Source organism: Photobacterium malacitanum (genome assembly GCF_900185615.1).
In the GTDB taxonomy this organism is placed as follows: Bacteria; Pseudomonadota; Gammaproteobacteria; order Enterobacterales; family Vibrionaceae; genus Photobacterium; species Photobacterium malacitanum.
In genome coordinates, this window is record NZ_FYAK01000003.1 from 241950 (window position 1) to 262041 (window position 20092).

The window sequence follows — 20092 nt, forward strand, 5'->3', positions numbered from 1 at the left end:
GGTCTTTATTTACTTTCCTCGATACTCCGCATCGCCCTTTGAAAAATAGCCATTACATTTGGATCGCCTTGACCGATGTTGGCGATTTTTTGAACAAACGCTTGTAGATAACCGACTTCATCTTTTGCTACTTTTAATTCCGCTTCTAGCTGAATAATTTTTTCTGCTAAATCAATATCTTTTTGTAGATAGATAAGTAGATCAGTATTGTCAGCGGAAACAGGTTGCCCCTTGAGTGAGCGTTTTCTATCTTTGTATTCATTTTTTATATTGAGATATTTATCAAGAGTTTGCCGCGTCGTAGTGATCGCAAGGCTAGACTCAATTTTCGTGACTAATAAATCCCAAGTCAGCTTTCCTTCCCAACTTCTAATTAACGCTTGAATGGAGATTTGTTGATCAGTGTCTAATGATTTAGTTGCCATGTGTCTTTCCCTATACTGATCCCAAAAAGCCTAAAAAGTTATCTTTAGCCGAGACGTTATTTGTTTGGGTTGTTGCAGCAAGAGCCGCTTGAAGAGCTTCTTTCGCATCAGGTAGCGATAGCTTATGTTCTGTTACTGTCTTTGTTTCTAAATCTGTAATTCGCATGACATTTGAACGAGTCAAAAAACGAACAATAGCCCCTTCTTTGATGGAGTCATCTGATAGCACTTCAATAAGACTCTTGAGCATACAAGTATTTTGGTAGTGGGTTTCATACCATTGCTGCATTCCTTCACTGGTTGCAAAGTTAATGGCCTCCTGAACTTGCTTTAGGTTGTGTTTCTGGATTGTTAAATCCTTATTTAGCAGTTCAATCGCATCTTTATCATGCGCAATATGGCATGAGGATGAACAGAGTGTGCATTGTGTTTCAAATTCCGTCATGTAAGTGCAAGGAGTTAACGTTAAATCTTGGGTGCAAAAGCCGACCTCATTGACAAAAGTTGGGCTTAAGTTATCGGTGGCATCATCGTATTGAGCTTTACTCTGTAGGCGTTTGCCAACCTTATCTTGTACTTCTTCCTCGGTTTCTTTTTCATATAAAATATCACTGATGACTGAGGCATTTTGGGCATTAGTCGTATGAATATAGGTGAGTGTTTGCTCAGGGTTTTTACGGCCAGACAGCATCGTTATGAGTAAGTGGGGCAACCCCTTATTGGCTAGGTAGTTATTTTGCCAATGCCTGAATTGGTGAGGGGTGATTGCGAAACCTGTTGAGAAACTATGCCGCTCAAAGATGGTTTTGTAACCGTTTTTGGCTTTTTTGATGTTTCTATCAAAAAAAGCACTTACAGATTCGATGGGAACTAACAGGAAGTGAGAGGCTTGCTGAGTGCTTACTTGTTTTTCTGTATAGGTAAATAAAGCTTGCTCATAATCGACACGCTTGGTCTTAGCGTTATTGTACCCTGACATAGCTTGTTGATTAGTTGTAATGTAATGGTTTTGAAATTCCTCAACCGTCATTTCTGTTTGACCATTGAAATATTTACTTAATTGGGATTTGAAGTTGACAGCAGCGCCAACAAGTAGGGATGCATAAGGACATCGGCTTTTAATTTCTAGTTTATCGAATGGCAACAGCTTGGTGATGTGTTTGATAAATACAGGGGAATCTTTACGTTTTGTGGTATCAATCGCACCCTTGGTATCGCACGTAACACGGGCATAGCCGTCGCTGTCATCATAAAAGCCCAATAAAAAACCAAGCTGGATCAGGTTGGTCGGTTTACTGTCGTTGGGTTTGAGTGCATCTAGGTTTTTGGCACTTGGCTTAAACTCACCTAACACCTTTTTTAAACTTAGGTTTGGGTTTTGATAAAACCTTGCTAATACTCTCGCTGGCTCAGTTACAAGAGCGGTATAGTGTAATGCTCGGTCTAGGCTTTCGGCCATTTCAGCATTGATATGATTCTGATAGTCTTTATATCCTTTTGAACCTCGCCAATTAAGGTAGTAGACAGTATTAATGTTGTTATTGACTACTTCATTATGGGCTTTCACTCGTTGCTTAGTTAGTAACACTTGCTCTGCTGCCGCTCGATTAGGGGACGACATCGCAAGTGCTGACATGGTGCAAACATAACTATCGAGTTGACTCGTTGTTGGATGGATGAGAGCAGCCCAAGAATTAGTGTTCTCTTTATTCTTGATGTCGTGATAAGGCGGGATTGCATCATAAAAGATCGCCCCGAGTGCCAATAACGCCTTTTCATCAGGCAGTTTACTTTTTTCAGCCTCGATAGCATCATCACCGCTTTTGGCTCTTGTCTCTTTATACTCTCTCGTTAGGTTCGGGAATTGACTGACAGGAAGCATCTTATGGGCTTTTAGCCACTCAAAAAATGCAGAAAGATACTGGATATACTTCATTTCATCGATGATGTTTTGAATCTCATCCAGACTGGAAGAAGCGATATTTTCATTAAGAGCAATAAGAAATTTTCTTGCCGTAGTGACTTTATCTCTCTTGTACTTGTTAGAAATATTTTCTTTCAGCACATCAAGAGCAAAGGCAAAGAGTAGATGGTGCGTATGTTCATCGAGCCTGTCTTTATCGGAAAAAGTTGAGTTAATGTTGGCGTGGGGTTGATTATCGTTATTAAAAAGGAGGTTAATAGAGATGCCTTTGTTGCTGGTAAAGGTAACAGCAATGTCCTCCCACGTTGCTTGCTTTCCTGATGGCGCGGTAAAACCAAGTAATGGCTGTTTTTTCTTTTCGGCGATATAAGCGTGTTGATTGGCTATGTAACGGTTGAGCGTGTTCATTTTTCATCTCCAAGCTTAGTCGTATTTCTCTCTTCACAAATGGCGATGGTCACCTTGATATAAAGAATGATTTTCTTGAGGCGTTTGACTGTCGCAGGGTGTGCTGATTGACTATTTATCACCAGTTTTCTTTCCGCTTTATCAAGATATTGTTGATGGTTTGCCGTTTCTAGAGGTCTAAAGTTGTCGCAGGGATAACAGGCCATAGGAGCACCGCCTTTTGACTGACAACTGGAGCAGTTAGCAGGATTGAGTTTATGGCCAATTTCTTCATCAAACCTGCTTTTTACTTTGAAATCATCGTGCGCTTGTAACTCTTTTACCGACAGGCTATCAAATCGCTTGACGATATGGTTCCCAGCATACGCCTCATCAACTTTAACTCGCTCTGAGGTTTTCAAATCAAGATAGGGGGTAATCGCGTCAATGGTGACGCCTGTTATAGCAGCAAGGTGGGCAGGGCTTAACCCATATTTTGCACCTTGGGTGAGAATGGTGTGTCGCCAGCGATTGTTACCAAGTCGCAAAGAATCGTTTGGACATCTATCGCTGTTTGGCTTGAGTTTGTTTCCGAATAAATAACGTATATTATTTGCAAGGGTGACCGAAGCCATATGATAGGCTTTTGAGGTATCGCTATTGGAGATAAACAGTTCTGCTTTAGATTCAAAACTAGAGCTAAATAAGCTTTGGTCAGGCAATACAGGTAGGCGTCTCATGAGTTCTTTGGTTTCATCTTCACCTAATGTAATGTGTTGTATAGACAGCGAATGTAAAAGGTAGTGTTCATAAACCTGATAGTAACGCAAAAGCAATCGAGAAAAGTCTGACTCTAGGCGGTGTGAGCGTGATTCCGCATCACCGCGAAATTGTCCATCTTTGCCTTTAAAGGTGCGAAAGTGCAATTGCTCCATATCTGAGAACAAGTGTTGAGTAACGGGTTTCCAGTTAAGGTTCGGTTCTTTATGAGATAAAAAGGTTTCCCCTACAGGTAAAACATCACACCATTTAAGTTGCACAAGTTGGGTTGGTCGTCTTATCAGGGCGAGAAGTAACTGACTGGCTATGACATTCCGTAGTGCGGTAAACTTTTGTTGCGATAGTATTTCAACCTTTAATACTTGCTGTGTTTCAGTTCTTAAGCTTTCAAGAATATTGTCGTGCTCAACTTCACTGTAAGCACCAGTTTTTGGATCAAGAATGCCTTTCATTACACCTTGGCGCTTTAAATTTTCATCTTTAACTGTGTCAAATAACGGTTGGAGAGTATGACAGGTATAACCATTTCTTGGGTGGCATAGGGCGTTTATGACATCTCTGACTTTATTCTTGTAAGTATCTAGTGTGAGCCACCACGCCCGAAAATCGTAAATGTCGAGATATTTTACAATGGATTTGAGGATGCTAACGTGGCTGTATAGAGAGCTATGAGCGTAATGCTTTGCGGCATGTGCTATTGCTAATTTTAAGTCCAGATAAGTATTAGTATTTAGTTCATTCATCCAATTTAGATATAAATAGGATTTATAACCAAGCTCCCACGTATCTGAAAGCACATCAAAAGAGTAACCATCTTCTCTTGCATTGAATATGCGCTGACCATCGTACTCCTTTTTTAATGTTGCGATATGGCTATGACTCATGACCACCTCCTAACCTCGGAACAGTTTTAGATTGGGTTCTAGCGGAAATATCAGCCACAGTGACCGCCAGTTGATATTCGTTATAGACGGATGCCATTTTCGAGTCTTCAACCCAGCCCATTGCATATTTGCGTAAATCTTCAATTTTTTCAGGTGTTAACCCATGCTCTCTCGCCTTATCTTCAAAAACTTCATTCCATTTATGACGAAGCTTGTGAGGGTGGAGCTTGATACCTAATGCCTCACCAAATTTATCTACGATTTTGTGAATGGATTTATACGTGAGCGGTTGCCCTGATGTTGTCCCTTTTTCTGAGATAAACACAAAGTCATGTTCACGGGCGGTTGTATTTTCTGCTCGTACAGTTTGTATGTAGAGCTTGATAAGCTTCATTAACTCTGAGGAAATAGAAACCGATAGCGCTTTGGTTTTATTTGATGGGCGTTCTAACCTTGGATCAGTCGGATCATTGGGAGTTCTGGTCAATAGGAAGCGAGGGTTATCCCAATCGTCAATCAAGTCACTGACTTTTAGCTTTAAAACCGCACCAACACGAACCCCTGTGTTAATTAGAATTTGCATGATGAGTTGGTTTCTTAATTTGCTGGATTTAAATGGGTTCTCAGGTGAACTCTCTTTGATGATTTCAAGCAAATAAAAGAACTTATCTGAAGGTATTACCGACTCAAATGCATCTTTAACGATGGTGTTATTTTTACGTGTGCCGCCAATAAACGTGTTGATGTATAACTTAAACTTATTGAATTGGTCGTCCACTCTGGCTTGAGTATTAGTTGGCTCTTGATCATAGTGGTGGCAAACGAACAAGTATTCGATATAAGCCCTCAGTCGAATTAAGCGCTGACGTAATGTGTGTGCGGAAACTTGTGGTTGGCTATGTGAAGTTGCATGGATGGCATCTCTTATGCGCTTGTCAGAAATTGCTACGGTATTACTTTCATCAATAGTGCCTTCATTAGCATAAAGCTTGCACGATCTAACAAAATCATCGACCTCTTGCCTTGAAAGAAATTCACCAGAGCTGACACGCTCAACAAGATCGATACCTTGCTCGATAAAATAACAGTATAAAAATTTCAGCTCATAGGCGTATTTTTTTAGTGTATGAAAAGCTGGAGCTTGAGTGCTTGCTTTATTCTTTCTTGCCGAAAGTGGGGAGTTATGGTTTCCGTTAAGATAAGCATTTAGGTACAAGCAAGCGGGAAATACACCAGATCTTACAATGAGGGGAAAGCTGTACCCATCGGCATCTTTATAAATTTTTACTGCAACATTTTCACTTAATTCATTCATTACAAAATCACAAGTTGGTTACATATTAATCTAATATAGTTACACTTGGTGATTTTGTAAAGTAAAAAAATGGCTCATTAAAGAGCCATCAATGATTTAAGTGTATTTATTTCTTCTTTTTCTTTACACTTTCTTTTGGTGGAGAGTATTCACACAAGTCTTCAATAATACAGCTACCACAGCGAGGTTTACGTGCGATGCAGGTATAGCGACCATGCAAAATTAGCCAGTGGTGAACATCAACTTTAAACGCAGCCGGAACAACTTTTAGCAACTTTTCTTCTACTTGCTCAACATTTTTCCCCATCGCAAACTTAGTGCGATTACAAACTCGAAAAATATGGGTATCAACCGCAATGGTTGGCCAACCAAAAGCTGTATTAAGGACGACATTAGCAGTTTTTCGACCGACACCAGGCAGGGCTTCTAATGCTTCACGATTTTCAGGAATTTCTCCATTATGTTTATCTAATAGAATACGGCATGTTTTGATGACGTTTTCAGCTTTAGAATTAAATAAACCGATGGTTTTTATATATTGCTTCACACCATCAACGCCAAGATCAAAGATAGCTTGGGGGGTATTGGCGATAGGGTAAAGCTTATCTGTGGCTTTGTTGACACTAACGTCAGTCGCTTGGGCTGATAGCAACACCGAGATTAATAGTTCAAACGGTGTTGTCCAATGAAGTTCAGTTTGTGGGTGTGGATTTTCAGCTTGTAATCGTTCTAATATCTGAACCCGTTTTTGATTATTCATAGTCTTTCCTGACAAAACGTAGTGTAAATATCACCATGATTGTTGAGGGTGAGCACCGAGCGGTAATAGTTACAATTGTGATTATAATTATATAGATATCAATAGTAAAAACTGGCCCGAAAGCCAGTTTTATTATTTGTTAATGACAACAGCAATATTACTTAACATCAGTAATACGAGCACGCTCTACTTTGGGTTGTGGCTGTTCTAATGCTGATTGCTTATCGGCTTTATATTTATCAATAACATTTTTTACGGCAATCATGAAGCCAACACCAAGGAAAGCACCTGGTGGTAACATCGCTAATAAAAAACTGCTGTCAAAATGAAATAGTTGAATATGCAGGACTGATGCCCAATCACCTAATAAGCGGTTAGCGCCGTCAAACAATGAACCTTTACTTAAAATTTCACGCATCGCACCGAGTAAAAATAGGGCAGATGTCATACCTAGCCCCATCCATAAACCATCTAAAACGGCAGGCAATGGCTTGTTTTTAGAAGCAAAAGCTTCAGCTCGACCAATAATAATACAGTTCGTTACGATCAAAGGAATGAAGATACCCAATGATTTATATAAACCATAAACATAAGCATTCATTAATAATTGTACGCAAGTTACCAGTGATGCAATGATCATCACGAATACCGGAATACGTATTTCTGATGGCACTAATTTTCGAATAACAGAAATAGTAAAATTAGACATCACCAGTACCATGGTCGTGGCAAGTCCTAATCCTAATGCGTTGGTTGCGGTTGATGATACCGCCAGTAATGGGCATAGACCTAACAGCTGTACCACTGTCGGGTTGTTGTACCATAAACCATTTTTCATCAACTCTTTATAAGATGTGGTCATAATTATTCACTCGGACAGTCTAGTGGCTGGCTAAGAATCTGCTGCTGATTATTTTGCCAGTACAACGAGATATTTTTGACAGCTTTTACCACAGCACGTGGTGTAATCGTCGCACCTGTAAATTGGTCAAATTCCCCGCCATCTTTACGAACATGGAACTTAGGATCGTTGGCACCATTAACACGCTTACCAGTAAAACTATAGATCCAGTCACTGACAGAGGTTTCAATTTTATCACCAAGCCCCGGTGTTTCATGCTGCTCTAAAATACGTACACCGGTGATAACGCCTTTCGTATCAAGTCCAACAATCAGTTTAATCGCGCCGCTATAACCATCAGGTGCAATACCTTCAATAGCAATACCGGTAGGCTTACCATCTTTGGTTGCGATATAAGCAGGCATCGCCGTTTTGGTACCGATATATTGCAGGTTTTTAACTAAGGTGCAGCGCTTATAAAGTAAATTGTCGTGACTGCTAACAGGAATAACTTGGTTTAAGGTATTCAATAACTGTTGCTGTTGTTGCTGAAAAATACGATCAGCGGTGAAATAGTGAGTAAGAGAAACTAATGCCGTTGATAACAAAGCAAAAACTGCCAGAATCAACCCATTTTTTTTCATTGATTTAAACATGGTCATACTCATTATTAGTGTCCGTAAGTACGTGGGCGGGTGTAGTAATCAATGATAGGTACACATAGATTACCCAACAATACCGCAAAAGCGACGCCATCAGGAAAGCCACCCCAAGTACGGATCAGATAGATCATTATGCCAATAAAAGCACCAAAGATCAGTCGGCCTTTTATTGTTGTTGATGCGGTAACGGGGTCGGTTGCAATAAAGAATGCACCCAACATTGTTGCACCAGAGAACATATGTAATAACGGTGACGCAGCAACAGTTGGATCGATGACATAAATAATGCTGCTAATTACGAATAATGAACCCAGCATTGCAACAGGAATATGCCATTGAATAACACGTAATTTAAGCAGTAATAAACCGCCTAATAAGAAGCCAATGTTAACCCACTCCCAGCCAACACCTGCCAATGTGCCATACACTGGTTTTTTCATCGCTTCAGCAACAGTCATACCTGTTTTTAAAGAGGTTTTTAGCGTGTCTAGTGGTGTTGCCATGGTGTAACCATCAACAGACATTTTGAGTTGTTGAACACTAAAACCATCAGGCGTAAAACCAGTGAAAATGGCAGATAGACTATCCATAAAGGTAACGGGGTTAGCACTGAGTGATACCGGTGGTAACCATGTTGTCATCTGAACGGGAAATGAGATTAACAATACAACATAGGCAACCATGGCAGGGTTAAATAAGTTTTGCCCCATACCACCATAGAGGTGCTTTGCGATTACGATAGCAAAGAATACCCCGATAACAGTGATCCACCATGGTGCTAAAGGTGGAATTGAAATACCGATCAATACTCCCGTTAGTAGTGCGGTATTATCACGTAGATAAGGTGCTAATGGACGTTGACGTAATTTTAGTACGATGACTTCAAATATAATCGCACAGATAGATGCGAAAGCTATTTGGATCAGAGTACCAAGGCCAAAAAAGTAGCATTGAGCAACAACGCCAAAAATTGCGCATAAAATAACCGTACGCATGATGACACTCGTACTACGACGATTATGTGCATGGGGTGAGCTGGCAATATTAAAAGCCACGATTATTCTTCCTCAATGTTAGGTTGTACTTTATTGGCTTGCTGTTGAGCCGCTTTACGCGCTTTAGCACGTGCAACGGCAGCAGCGATAGCGGCTTTTTTAGGATCGCTTGCAACGTCAGTGTTTACCTCAGGTGTAGGCTCAGCAGCTGTTGCTTGCTGTTGAGCCGCTTTACGCGCTTTAGCACGTGCAACGGCAGCAGCGATAGCGGCTTTTTTAGGATCGCTTGCAACGTCAGTGTTCACCTCAGGTGTAGGCTCAGTTGCAGCTGTTGCTTGCTGTTGAGCCGCTTTACGCGCTTTAGCACGTGCAACGGCAGCAGCAATAGCGGCTTTTTTAGGATCGCTTACAACGTCAGTGTTTACCTCAGGTGTAGGCTCAGTTGCAGCTGTTGCTTGCTGTTGAGCCGCTTTACGCGCTTTAGCACGTGCAACGGCAGCAGCGATAGCGGCTTTTTTAGGATCGCTTGCCGTGTCAGTGCTTACTTCAGGTGTAGGCTCAGCAGTAGCTGTTGCTTGCTGTTGTTGAGCCGCTTTACGCGCTTTAGCACGAGCAACGGCAGCAGCAATAGCGGCTTTTTTAGGATCGCTTGCCGTGTCAGTGTTCACTTCAGGCTCAGCAGTAGCTGTTGCTTGCTGTTGTTGAGCCGCTTTACGCGCTTTAGCACGTGCAACGGCAGCAGCAACAGCATCTTTTTTCGCTGTTACTTGCTCTGCTGGTTGTTCGGCAGCGGTTTGTTGCTGCATTAACTCAGCATGTTTTGCTGCTTTTTGTTCACGTGCTTGCTGTTTGCGTTGTTTACGTAGTGCAGCCATTTCGCTGTTATCTGGAACGGCATTTGCTTCTGATGCTGAAGCGGCTTGTTTGGCTTTTGCTTTTGCTATCGCTGCAGCTACCGCGGGTTTTACTGCTGCAGGGGCTGCATCAGTCGCGGCTGCTTGTTTTGCTTTTACACGAGCAATAGCGGCTGCAACAGCATCATCACCACCTGTTGTTGCCATTTGTTGGCGACGATCAGTGGCTGCTTTAGCAAAGCGGTTTTCACGTTCAGCTTTATCACGTTCCATACGTTGCTGCTTGGCTTCGAAACGCTGACGAGCGCGCTCAGCACTGATTTCGTCTTGTTTGCGTTCCCAAATTTCAGCTTTAGCTTGACGGTAATACTGTACTAACGGAATTTCACTCGGACAAACATAAGCACAAGCGCCACATTCAATACAGTCACTTAAATTATATTCTTCACATTTTTCGTAGTTTTTATCTTTGGCGTACCATTGTAATTGTTGGGGTAACAATGATGACGGGCAAGCATCGGCACAGGCTGAACAGCGAATACACGCCATTTCATAGGTATGTAACGGTAGTTCTTTGCGCTTAGGCGTTAAAATACAGTTAGTAATTTTAGTAATTGGCACATTTGCATGAGGTAGTGTAAAACCCATTAATGAGCCACCAATAATTACTCGAGGATATTTTTTATCGGCTTGATAGCCAAATTTCTCAAGTAAGTACGCAATGGGTGTGCCTAATAAAGCAAAGACATTGCCACGTTGCTTAAAGGCTTCGCCAGTTAATGTTACGACACGTTCAATTAATGGTTCACCGTCAACAATTGCACGTTTAATCGCAAATGCCGTACCCACGTTTTGCATGATCACCCCGATAGAGGTTGAACGTGCTTGGCTTGGTACTTCGCGGCCTGTTAAGATTTTCACTAATTGCTTGGAGCTACCAGAGGGGTATTTGGTTGGGATCACGCGAATAAGAATATTATCATCTTCGCTGACACAAGCTTCTAATGCTTTAATTGCATCGGGCTTATTATCCTCAATACCAATGATGGTTAATTTAGGCGCGATGATATGACGTAAAATACGAATGCCTTCAATAACTTCATCGGCATAGTCTTGCATTAGTCTGTCATCAGCTGTGATATAAGGTTCACATTCTGCGGCATTGATAATTAAAATATCAACGTTACCTAAACCACCTTGTAGTTTGCGTGCAGTAGGAAAACCTGCGCCACCTAAGCCAGCAATACCAGCAAGTCGAATCGCTTCAATCAGTTCAGCTGGATCACGATCTTGATAGTCAGGATATTGCTTACCACGACACCAAGTATCTTGATTGTCGGTTGAGATAACAATAGATAGATCTGTTAAGCCAGAAGGGTGAGCAGTTGTACGTTGCTCTATTGCAGTAATCGTGCCCGAGCTCGGCGCGTGAATAGGCACACACATCGCAATATCGCCTTGCGTTAGTGGTTGGCCTTTTAGTACGTGATCGCCAATGTTGACAATGATGTCACCACGAGAGCCGATATGTTGTTTTAATGGTAGTACCAATTCACTCGGAATGCCCGCAGCTTTGATTGGCTGCTTACTTGATAAGAGCTTGTTTTCAGCAGGATGAATGCCGCCATGGAAATCCCACAGCTTGCCTTGTTTAATTTGTTCAATAATTGAGAGCATGACTACGGCTTAACCTTTTCTACATTCGCTGTTGCAGCAATATTCACCACAGGTATTTGGTTGAGTTGCCATTTCCAGTTATCCGGTGTTTCTTCAACAGGGATCATTTCAATACAGTCTGTAGGGCAAGGAGAAACACAAAGATCGCAACCTGTACATTCATCTTTTATTACTGTGTGGATTGCTTTAGTGCCACCGACAATGGCATCAACAGGGCATGCTTGAATACACTTGGTGCAACCAATACACATATCTTCATGAATAAAAGCGACTTTTTTAATGCTGTTGGTAACTTCATCAGAAGCTTGAGGTACATCAACACCCATTAAATCGGCCAGTTTTTCAATGGTTGCTTGACCGCCTGGTGGGCATTTATTAATGATTTCACCATTAGCAATGGCTTCAGCGTAAGGCCGACACCCCGGGAAACCACATTGACCACATTGTGTTTGCGGTAAAATGGCATCAATTTGCTCAACAATTGGATCAGCTTCAACTTTAAAACGTACTGAAGCAAAACCTAAAATAACGCCAAATATTGCAGCTAATACTGCGAGCACAATGGCAGCAATTAAGATTCCGCTCATTACAATTTCACCAATCCAGTAAAGCCCATAAAGGCAAGAGACATAAGACCTGCAGTGATCATCGCAATAGATGCTCCCTTGAAGGGCGCAGGCACATCTGCAGCTGCAATTCGTTCACGCATGGAAGCAAATAATACTAATACCAATGAGAAACCCACCGCTGCACCAAAACCATAAATGACGGATTGGATAAAGTTATGGTGCTCATTGGTATTTAATAAAGCCACACCCAATACCGCACAGTTAGTCGTGATCAATGGCAAGAATATACCCAGCAAACGGTAGAGTGTTGGGCTAGTTTTATGAACCACCATTTCAGTAAATTGCACCACTACTGCAATTACAAGGATAAAGCTCAGTGTGCGTAGATATTGGATACCAAGAGGATCCAAAATGTAGGTTTCAACGAGATATGCGCACACAGAAGCGAGGGTTAGCACAAATGTTGTTGCTAAGCCCATTCCGATTGCTGTTTCTAGTTTCTTAGATACACCCATAAAAGGACATAGACCTAAGAATTTAACGAGTACAAAGTTGTTAACCAACACTGTCCCGATGAGGAGTAACAGGTATTCAGTCATACCAAATTCATTATCATTGCAAGAGATCTTAACATTATCTGATTTTGTGAGCCCTATAACAACTCCTCAAGGGTAGGGTTTTATCTATTAATTGTATTAAATTTAGCTAGTTGATTGAAAAGTAAGTTTTTAGTTAACGATAATTCTTATTTTAGCGTTGTTATTGAGATTGAGTTGTTGAGCAAATGTGTTTTTTTTGAGTGGCAATGGTATGCAGTGTGTTTTTTTTAAGTAGACAAGCTGCTAATAGATATGAGTGGATGGCTGTTTTTGATTGAAGTTTTTTTAAATTGTGATTTTGTCGGTTGTAAACACCACTAATTTTGCGTTTGATATAGTGAGCTAAATATAAATAGTGTTCGCGATAACACACCTGATAAATAAACATAGGTTATAGGATAGAACAATGGATATTTTATTACTCAGTAACGGCAAAATTGCAGGTAATACCCACGTAATGGAATTTGCGGCAGATGCAATTATCGATCAAGTTAAACGTACTGGGGCTAAGCATTTTGTCGTCATTCCATACGCAGTTATTCGTTCAAGCCATGATGATCGTGTGGCATTAGTTCAGGCAACGTTTGATAAGTTAGGATTGGATTGTATTGCAACAGGTTTACACAATGCTCCAGATCCAGTCGCTGCTATTGAACAAGCTGATGGTATTATTGTTAGTGGCGGTAATACATGGGTACTAAATAAAACCTTACATGATTTAGGTCTCGTTGGCCCTATTCGTAAAGCAGTATTAAAGCAAGGTAAAGCCTATATTGGTTGGAGTGCGGGCACCAATATTGGTTGTCCAACGATCCGTACAACTAATGATATGCCAATTGTGACTGGTGCTATTTTATCCTCGTTAAACTTCGTGCCTTTTCAAATTAATCCGCATTATTTAGAAGCATCTGTTGAAGGGCATATGGGTGAAACTCGTGATGAGCGTATTCAAGAGTTTCTTGAAGTTAATAAGCATGAGCCCGTGGTTGGTATTCCAGAAGGAACATGGTTAGCGATCGCTGATAATAATATTAGTTATCATGCAGCTAATGGTAAACCATTAAAATTCTTCAGCTACGGTAATGAGCCTGTTTATTATCAACCAGGCGATGATGTGCAGTTTTTAATGGATCTTAGTTACTGAGTGCATTGTTAGTATTTTGCGCTGATAAACAAGGCTAGCTATCAAAGCTAGCTTTTTTTTATTTTTTCATCAAAAAGACTTGATTTTTAAGAAGTGCCTAATGGTCTGGTGTTTTGGCTGTTGTCCACAATTTCTGTGGATAACTATGTTGATGATCGTCGTTACTTTGATGGGTGTTGATAAAATGCCAAATGGCATAAAGAAGCGCTACTAGCAATGAGAATAAGGCACTTGGTGATAAAATAAATATAAAGTTGTTATTAATAGTGACGAATTATAGGTATCTATGGTGCAATATTTAAAGTTGTAAATTCTGGAAAAGCTGTGGATGATCGTTAATTTATTAGCCGTTACAGTATTCAATAATTGAAAGTTGTCACTAAAAACTAATCATATCTACTGAGCATGGATAATTTAGCTTAGTTAAAAAGTGTTTTTTTAGTAAAAGTATATAAAAAACGATGAATTATTTTATCATACATTATAAATTTTGATTTTAGCTGTATCCCCTAATAGTTATTATTAATTTGTATCTATATGAAGTAAAAGATATTTTATTATTTGTTAATGTGATGCCTATGTTCACATAATAAATCACATCGCAAAGCATAATTATTGATTATCTATTGTTGCTGATATATTCATTAGTAAGTATTTATTATTTATAGACCTTTGCTTATTATTTTGCGGCATTGAGTATTTCTGTATTCATTATTGCCTTCTATCTTTACTAACATTAGTCAGTAAGTGATGAAATACTCAATGTTAAAATGATTACATATTATATGTATCGATATCTGTTTTTATTTTTAACCCAACATTGGTTGGTTTTGCTTCAGTAATAAAAATCTAAAGTCCAAAGGGGATTTAGCATTAATGCTAGATTGTGACTTTTGCTGTTAAAATTGATTTTGGTGTTCAGTTTTTGTTCGGTATTGTTTTTATTACTGAAGCTATTTTTTATATACTCTGCCTCTGCCTCTGCCTCTGCCTCTGCCTCTGCCTCTGCCTCTGCCTCTGCCTCTGCCTCTGCCTCTGCCTTACCGTATGTTACACATCTAACGCTTCAAGCCAGTATTGACATTACTGGAAGGGTGCTCACAATGATAGACAGTATTGTGATTACGGATAAATGTAATGAGTAAACTGTTTAATCTTGTCTCTGATTATTCTCCAGCGGGCGATCAACCTACGGCAATAGAGCAATTAATGGATGGACTTGATTCTGGTCTTGCACAGCAAACGTTACTTGGCGTAACGGGATCAGGAAAAACGTTTACAATTGCTAATGTTATTGCTCAAGCCAACCGTCCCACTCTAATCATGGCGCCCAATAAAACTTTAGCAGCCCAGCTTTATGGTGAAATGCGGGATTTCTTTCCTGATAATGCGGTTGAGTATTTTGTTTCCTATTATGATTATTATCAACCTGAGGCTTATGTACCTACTACAGATACCTTTATTGAAAAAGATGCATCAGTAAATGCTCACATTGAACAGATGCGATTATCAGCCACTAAAGCATTAATGGAGCGGCGTGATGTTATTATCATCGCGTCAGTATCTGCTATTTATGGCCTTGGTGATCCTGATTCCTACTTAAAAATGATGCTTCATGTTCGTCGAGGTGATGTACTCAATCAGCGTGATATTTTGCGTCGTTTAGCCGAACTACAATATAAACGTAATGATGCTGTTTTTGAACGTGGTACGTTTCGTGTTCGCGGCGAAGTGATTGATATTTTTCCGGCGGAATCTGAAAAAGAAGCCATTCGACTGGAGCTATTTGATGATGAAGTCGAGGTCATTTCAGCATTTGACCCACTGACTGGTGCCATCATTCAACGAGATTTAGCTCGAACAACTATTTATCCTAAAACTCACTACGTAACACCAAGAGAGAAAATTCTAGAAGCAATTGAAGGGATCAAGCTTGAACTCGCACAGCGTAAGCAACAATTGTTAGATAATAATAAATTAGTTGAAGAACAACGCATTTCTCAGCGAACCCAATTTGATATTGAAATGATGAACGAACTGGGTTTTTGTTCTGGTATTGAAAACTATTCACGTTATCTCAGTGGGCGTACAGAGGGTGAGCCACCACCAACATTGTTTGATTATCTTCCTGCTGACGGTCTATTAATCATTGATGAATCACATGTTACTGTCTCTCAAATTGGTGCCATGTTCCGTGGTGACCGCTCGCGCAAAGAAAATCTGGTTGAATATGGATTTCGATTGCCTTCTGCACTTGATAATCGACCAATGAAGTTTGAGGAGTTTGAATCATTAGCGCCACAAACTATTTATGTGTCGGCGACACCTGGTAACTATGAAATTGAAAAATCAGGTGGCGATATTGCAGAGCAAGTAGTGCGTCCGACAGGATTACTCGATCCTGAAATAGAAGTTAGACCTGTAGCAACCCAAGTCGATGATTTATTGTCTGAAATTAATATTCGCTCCGCTAAACAAGAACGTGTATTAGTTACAACGCTAACCAAGCGTATGTCTGAAGATCTGACCGAATATTTAACTGAACATGGCGTAAAGGTACGTTATCTTCACTCTGATATTGATACCGTAGAACGGGTTGAAATTATTCGTGATTTACGTTTAGGTGAGTTTGATGTGCTGGTGGGAATTAACTTATTACGCGAAGGATTAGATATTCCAGAAGTGTCTCTAGTCGCGATTTTAGATGCAGACAAAGAAGGCTTTTTACGTTCAGAAAGATCCTTGATTCAAACCATGGGACGTGCAGCTCGAAATGTAGAAGGTAAAGCGATTTTATATGGTGATCGTATTACGGGTTCAATGGAGCGGGCGATAAATGAAACTCAACGTCGACGTGAAAAACAAATAATTTACAATTTGGAAAACAATATTACACCACAAAAATTGAATAAGAAAATTGGTGATTTATTAGAGCTTGGTGCTCCAAGTGGACGCACTAAGTCACGCAATAAAGCTGCAGATCTTCATAAAGTTGCAGAATCAAAAGGCACTTATTCAATATTAACACCACAGCAATTAGAGCTTGAAATACAAGTGTTAGAAAAACAAATGTATGACTTTGCACAAAACTTAGAGTTTGAACAAGCCGCTGATACACGAGATAAAATCCATCAATTACGACAGCAGTTTATCGCTAATAGTTAAGCAAACGTTGTTAACATTAACTTTGAGATAAAAAAAAAGCCAGCCGATAAAAAGTTTCGGTTGGCTTCATTGTTACGTGAAAGAATCCACAAACAACGTCAGTTGGCTAGGTTGACCCCTAAGATAGAGAGTCAGTATTTATATAGCATACTCCATGCCAACTTTTATTTTATGGTGTGGTTGGCTTTTTTTGTGAATATATACGGTATTGGTTGTCTTTATTTGTCGTTTGCACTGTGCAAAAAAAGAATGCTTTTGCAAAATGCGAATCATTATGCGAATTGATCTGGCATAATATAAAAAATACAAATTAGGAACCCAGTTTCTGTTGTATTGATTACAATTAGCTTAAGGGGTTCGTTTTTGGAGGAGCGATGGAAAGCATTACACGACAACGCCAAGTCTTAATGGTTGAAGATACTGCGTCAGTGGCTGCCTTATACAAATCTTACCTAAATCCCCTCGGACTCAATGTTAGTATTGTGGGAACAGGTAAAGAAGCACTGAGCTTTATTAAAGATATTATTCCAGATCTAATTTTGTTAGATCTTCGTTTGCCTGATATGACAGGCATGGAAGTATTACAACTGGTTCGACAACAACACGGAAATATTCCCGTTGTGATCATGACTGCTCACGGATCGATTGATATTGCTGTTGATGCGATTCGACAAGGCGCTCAAGATTTTTTAATTAAGCCTTGTGAGGCGGATAGATTACGTATAACCGTTAATAATGTGTTTAAAGGCAACACCAAATCATCTGAAACAGCTTCTAAACAATCTGACGGTGCTCAATATCAAGGTTTTATTGGTAACAGTTTACCTATGCAAGCGGTATATCGTGTTATTGAATCTGCGGCATCAAGTAAAGCCACCGTATTTATTACAGGTGAAAGTGGTACTGGTAAAGAAGTGTGTGCTGAAGCGATTCATGCTGCGAGCCCAAGACATGATAAACCGTTTATTGCGTTAAATTGTGCTGCCATTCCTAAAGAATTGATTGAAAGTGAATTATTTGGTCATGTAAAAGGGGCATTTACGGGGGCATCAACCGAGCGTCAAGGTGCGGTTGAAATGGCACATAATGGTACCTTGATGTTGGATGAACTATGTGAGATGGATTTAGACTTACAGAGTAAGTTGTTGCGTTTTATTCAAACGGGTACCTATCAAAAAGTTGGCTCATCAAAAACATCGCGCGTAGATGTACGCTTTGTTTGTGCAACCAATAGAAACCCATGGCAAGAAGTACAGGAAGGGCGTTTTCGAGAAGATCTTTATTATCGTCTGCATGTTATTCCAATTACATTGCCGCCTTTGCGTGATCGCGGTGAAGATATAATAGAAATAGCTCACGCACTACTTGGATTAATGTCATTAGAAGAAGGTAAAGATTTTAGCCGTTTCTCTAAAGAAGTATTACAGCTGATAGCGTCTTATTCTTGGCCTGGTAACGTTCGTGAGTTGCAAAATATTATTCGTAATATTGTGGTGTTAAATACTGGCGAAGAAGTTACTAAAGAAATGGTCCCTCCGCCGATAAATGCTATTTTTGGTGCAGAAATTGCATCACCAATGTCAATCTATCCACAATTGAATACACTAACGTCTGCAGTGAATACGTCATTTGTTGATGAAGTACATAAAGATAAAATTGAACCGCTTTGGATAGTCGAAAAGCGCGCTATTCAATGGGCTATTGATGCTTGTGACGGTAACATACCGCGAGCAGCAGGATTGTTAGAGGTCAGCCCATCGACAATTTATCGCAAATTACAAACTTGGCAAGAAGCTACGGGTAGTCGGGAGATTGATTAATGGCAACCACTATAAATGCAGAAACATTAAAAAGACTGGCAGATGAAGTCGGTGCAGAAACAGTCGTTATCTTACTGAATGTATTTAGTGATGAGCTTGAACAGTATTTACAAAAACTATCAAGCCAGCCATCAGTGAATCAAATTGGTGAAATTAGTCATGCAATTAAAAGTAGTGCTGCAAGTTTTGGTGCAGATGATTTAGCATTGATGGCGCAAGAATGTGAATACCGAGTCAGACAAGGGCAAGATGATTGGATGATCGACCATTTACCTCAATTTAGGCAAATGGTCGAAGGAATGGCAGTTGAATATAAACAACTAGCTGGCAGCGATGAGTTTATCAACCGCATGCTTTAGTTTGTTACGATCATGACGCCATTCATGATTATTAGAAGCTAAATCAAGTACCATCTGTTGATACTTGGCTGCAAGCTGTGGCTGATGTTCGTCAGTAATAATGGTATCAATCACTCTGCCAGCCATTGCGCGTTCGCACCAATGTAACATTGTTTCAAGGCTCATCTCTCCAGCTGGGCCTTTTTCTTTGTCCAAATTAGTAATAAAGGCTATTTTCGCTTTACTAACTTTTAACGCTTGCTCGATATCACGTAATAGTAATACCGGCATGATGCTGGTTAAAAAGCTACCTGGACCTAAGAGTATAATGTCGGCTTCTATAATTGCATTTACCGCTTCTTTGGTTGCGGGTACTGCTGGCTCTAAATACAGCCGTTTAGGCGCTTCTGCCAATTCATCGACACTCGTTTCACCGTTAATTATTTTACCGTCATAGGTGATTGCGGCCAAATCTGATGGGTGTTCAGACATCGGAATAATATACGGCTTAACATGGAGCATATCGCGAATAAGATTAATAGCGTCTAAAGGACGAATACAAAGGTTATCTAATGCAGTTAACATTAAATTACCTAAGTTATGGCCATTAAGTTCGCCATTACCACGAAAACGGTATTCAAAAATCATCGAGCCAATTGATGGTTCTGTGATTAATTGGTTAATACAGTTACGCATATCTCCCCACGCAATTCCGCCCTGACAAGCGCGAATTCGACCAGTAGAACCACCATTATCTGTTGTGGTTACGATACCTGTTACTTGTGAACCATAATCGGATAATGAGGATAAAACACGACCTAACCCATGACCGCCGCCAATGGCAACAATACGTGTTGTTGCGGTACTCTCTATAGACATAATGTTTGTTCTAATTATTATTTTATGGGTATATTTTAACAAATGTTACGAGCTTATGCATTTATTGGTTAATG

The 20092-nt window shown here is 40.1% G+C and carries 16 protein-coding genes; 4 read left to right on the forward strand and 12 right to left on the reverse strand.

Annotation, left to right across the window (positions count from 1 at the left end; translation table 11 throughout):
• Window positions 1–5: 5 nt before the first annotated feature.
• The 11 genes from PMAL9190_RS10495 to rsxA all read right to left on the reverse strand — a co-directional run bounded on the left by PMAL9190_RS10495 (window position 6) and on the right by rsxA (window position 12672).
• A complete protein-coding gene (locus tag PMAL9190_RS10495; RefSeq protein ID WP_087845152.1) occupies window positions 6–425 on the reverse strand; it encodes a hypothetical protein in 420 nt (139 codons plus the stop codon).
• A gap of 10 nt (window positions 426–435) precedes the next feature.
• On the reverse strand, window positions 436–2757 hold the full coding sequence (locus PMAL9190_RS10500; protein ID WP_087845153.1) for a hypothetical protein: 2322 nt from the start codon (window positions 2755–2757) through the stop codon (window positions 436–438).
• Window positions 2754–4400 (reverse strand): hypothetical protein, encoded by a 1647-nt coding sequence (locus PMAL9190_RS20405; protein ID WP_087845154.1) that lies wholly within the window; start codon window positions 4398–4400, stop codon window positions 2754–2756. Before PMAL9190_RS20405 ends, PMAL9190_RS10500 begins: the two co-directional genes overlap by 4 nt.
• On the reverse strand, window positions 4390–5715 hold the full coding sequence (locus tag PMAL9190_RS10510) for a site-specific integrase (protein ID WP_087845155.1): 1326 nt from the start codon (window positions 5713–5715) through the stop codon (window positions 4390–4392). Before PMAL9190_RS10510 ends, PMAL9190_RS20405 begins: the two co-directional genes overlap by 11 nt.
• Window positions 5716–5821: 106 nt before the next feature.
• Window positions 5822–6475, reverse strand: a complete 654-nt coding sequence (gene nth / locus PMAL9190_RS10515) for an endonuclease III (RefSeq protein WP_065176284.1) — start codon at window positions 6473–6475, stop codon at window positions 5822–5824.
• Window positions 6476–6632: 157 nt separating this feature from the next.
• Window positions 6633–7337, reverse strand: coding sequence for an electron transport complex subunit E (locus PMAL9190_RS10520; RefSeq protein ID WP_087845156.1), 705 nt, complete (start codon window positions 7335–7337; stop codon window positions 6633–6635).
• A 2-nt stretch (window positions 7338–7339) separates the two neighbouring features.
• On the reverse strand, window positions 7340–7972 hold the full coding sequence (rsxG, locus tag PMAL9190_RS10525) for an electron transport complex subunit RsxG (RefSeq protein ID WP_087845286.1): 633 nt from the start codon (window positions 7970–7972) through the stop codon (window positions 7340–7342).
• A gap of 14 nt (window positions 7973–7986) precedes the next feature.
• On the reverse strand, window positions 7987–9033 hold the full coding sequence (rsxD, locus tag PMAL9190_RS10530) for an electron transport complex subunit RsxD (protein WP_087845157.1): 1047 nt from the start codon (window positions 9031–9033) through the stop codon (window positions 7987–7989).
• Between the two features lie 2 nt (window positions 9034–9035).
• On the reverse strand, window positions 9036–11504 hold the full coding sequence (gene rsxC, locus PMAL9190_RS10535; protein WP_087845158.1) for an electron transport complex subunit RsxC: 2469 nt from the start codon (window positions 11502–11504) through the stop codon (window positions 9036–9038).
• Between the two features lie 2 nt (window positions 11505–11506).
• Window positions 11507–12091 (reverse strand): electron transport complex subunit RsxB, encoded by a 585-nt coding sequence (gene rsxB, locus PMAL9190_RS10540; protein WP_087845159.1) that lies wholly within the window; start codon window positions 12089–12091, stop codon window positions 11507–11509.
• Window positions 12091–12672 (reverse strand): electron transport complex subunit RsxA, encoded by a 582-nt coding sequence (gene rsxA / locus PMAL9190_RS10545; RefSeq protein ID WP_060998179.1) that lies wholly within the window; start codon window positions 12670–12672, stop codon window positions 12091–12093. Before rsxA ends, rsxB begins: the two co-directional genes overlap by 1 nt.
• A 406-nt stretch (window positions 12673–13078) precedes the next feature.
• Between rsxA and pepE the strand changes: the two genes are divergently transcribed.
• From pepE to PMAL9190_RS10570, 4 genes are all read left to right on the forward strand, one after another.
• A complete protein-coding gene (gene pepE, locus PMAL9190_RS10555) occupies window positions 13079–13816 on the forward strand; it encodes a dipeptidase PepE (protein ID WP_087845161.1) in 738 nt (245 codons plus the stop codon).
• Window positions 13817–14953: 1137 nt separating this feature from the next.
• Entirely contained in the window at window positions 14954–16981 is a 2028-nt protein-coding gene (uvrB, locus tag PMAL9190_RS10560) for an excinuclease ABC subunit UvrB (protein ID WP_087845162.1), read from the forward strand.
• 374 nt (window positions 16982–17355) lie between these two features.
• Window positions 17356–18801: a quorum-sensing sigma-54 dependent transcriptional regulator LuxO gene (gene luxO / locus PMAL9190_RS10565; protein ID WP_087845163.1), complete on the forward strand. Its 1446-nt coding sequence runs from the start codon at window positions 17356–17358 to the stop codon at window positions 18799–18801.
• Window positions 18801–19160 carry an Hpt domain-containing protein gene (locus PMAL9190_RS10570; protein WP_087845164.1) on the forward strand — a complete coding sequence of 120 codons (360 nt, stop codon included), beginning with the start codon at window positions 18801–18803 and terminating at the stop codon, window positions 19158–19160. Before luxO ends, PMAL9190_RS10570 begins: the two co-directional genes overlap by 1 nt.
• Here PMAL9190_RS10570 and yvcK read toward each other — a convergent pair.
• Complete coding sequence (gene yvcK / locus PMAL9190_RS10575; protein WP_087845165.1) at window positions 19122–20018, reverse strand: uridine diphosphate-N-acetylglucosamine-binding protein YvcK; 897 nt, start codon at window positions 20016–20018, stop codon at window positions 19122–19124. The genes PMAL9190_RS10570 and yvcK overlap by 39 nt on opposite strands.
• Window positions 20019–20092 lie beyond the last annotated feature (74 nt).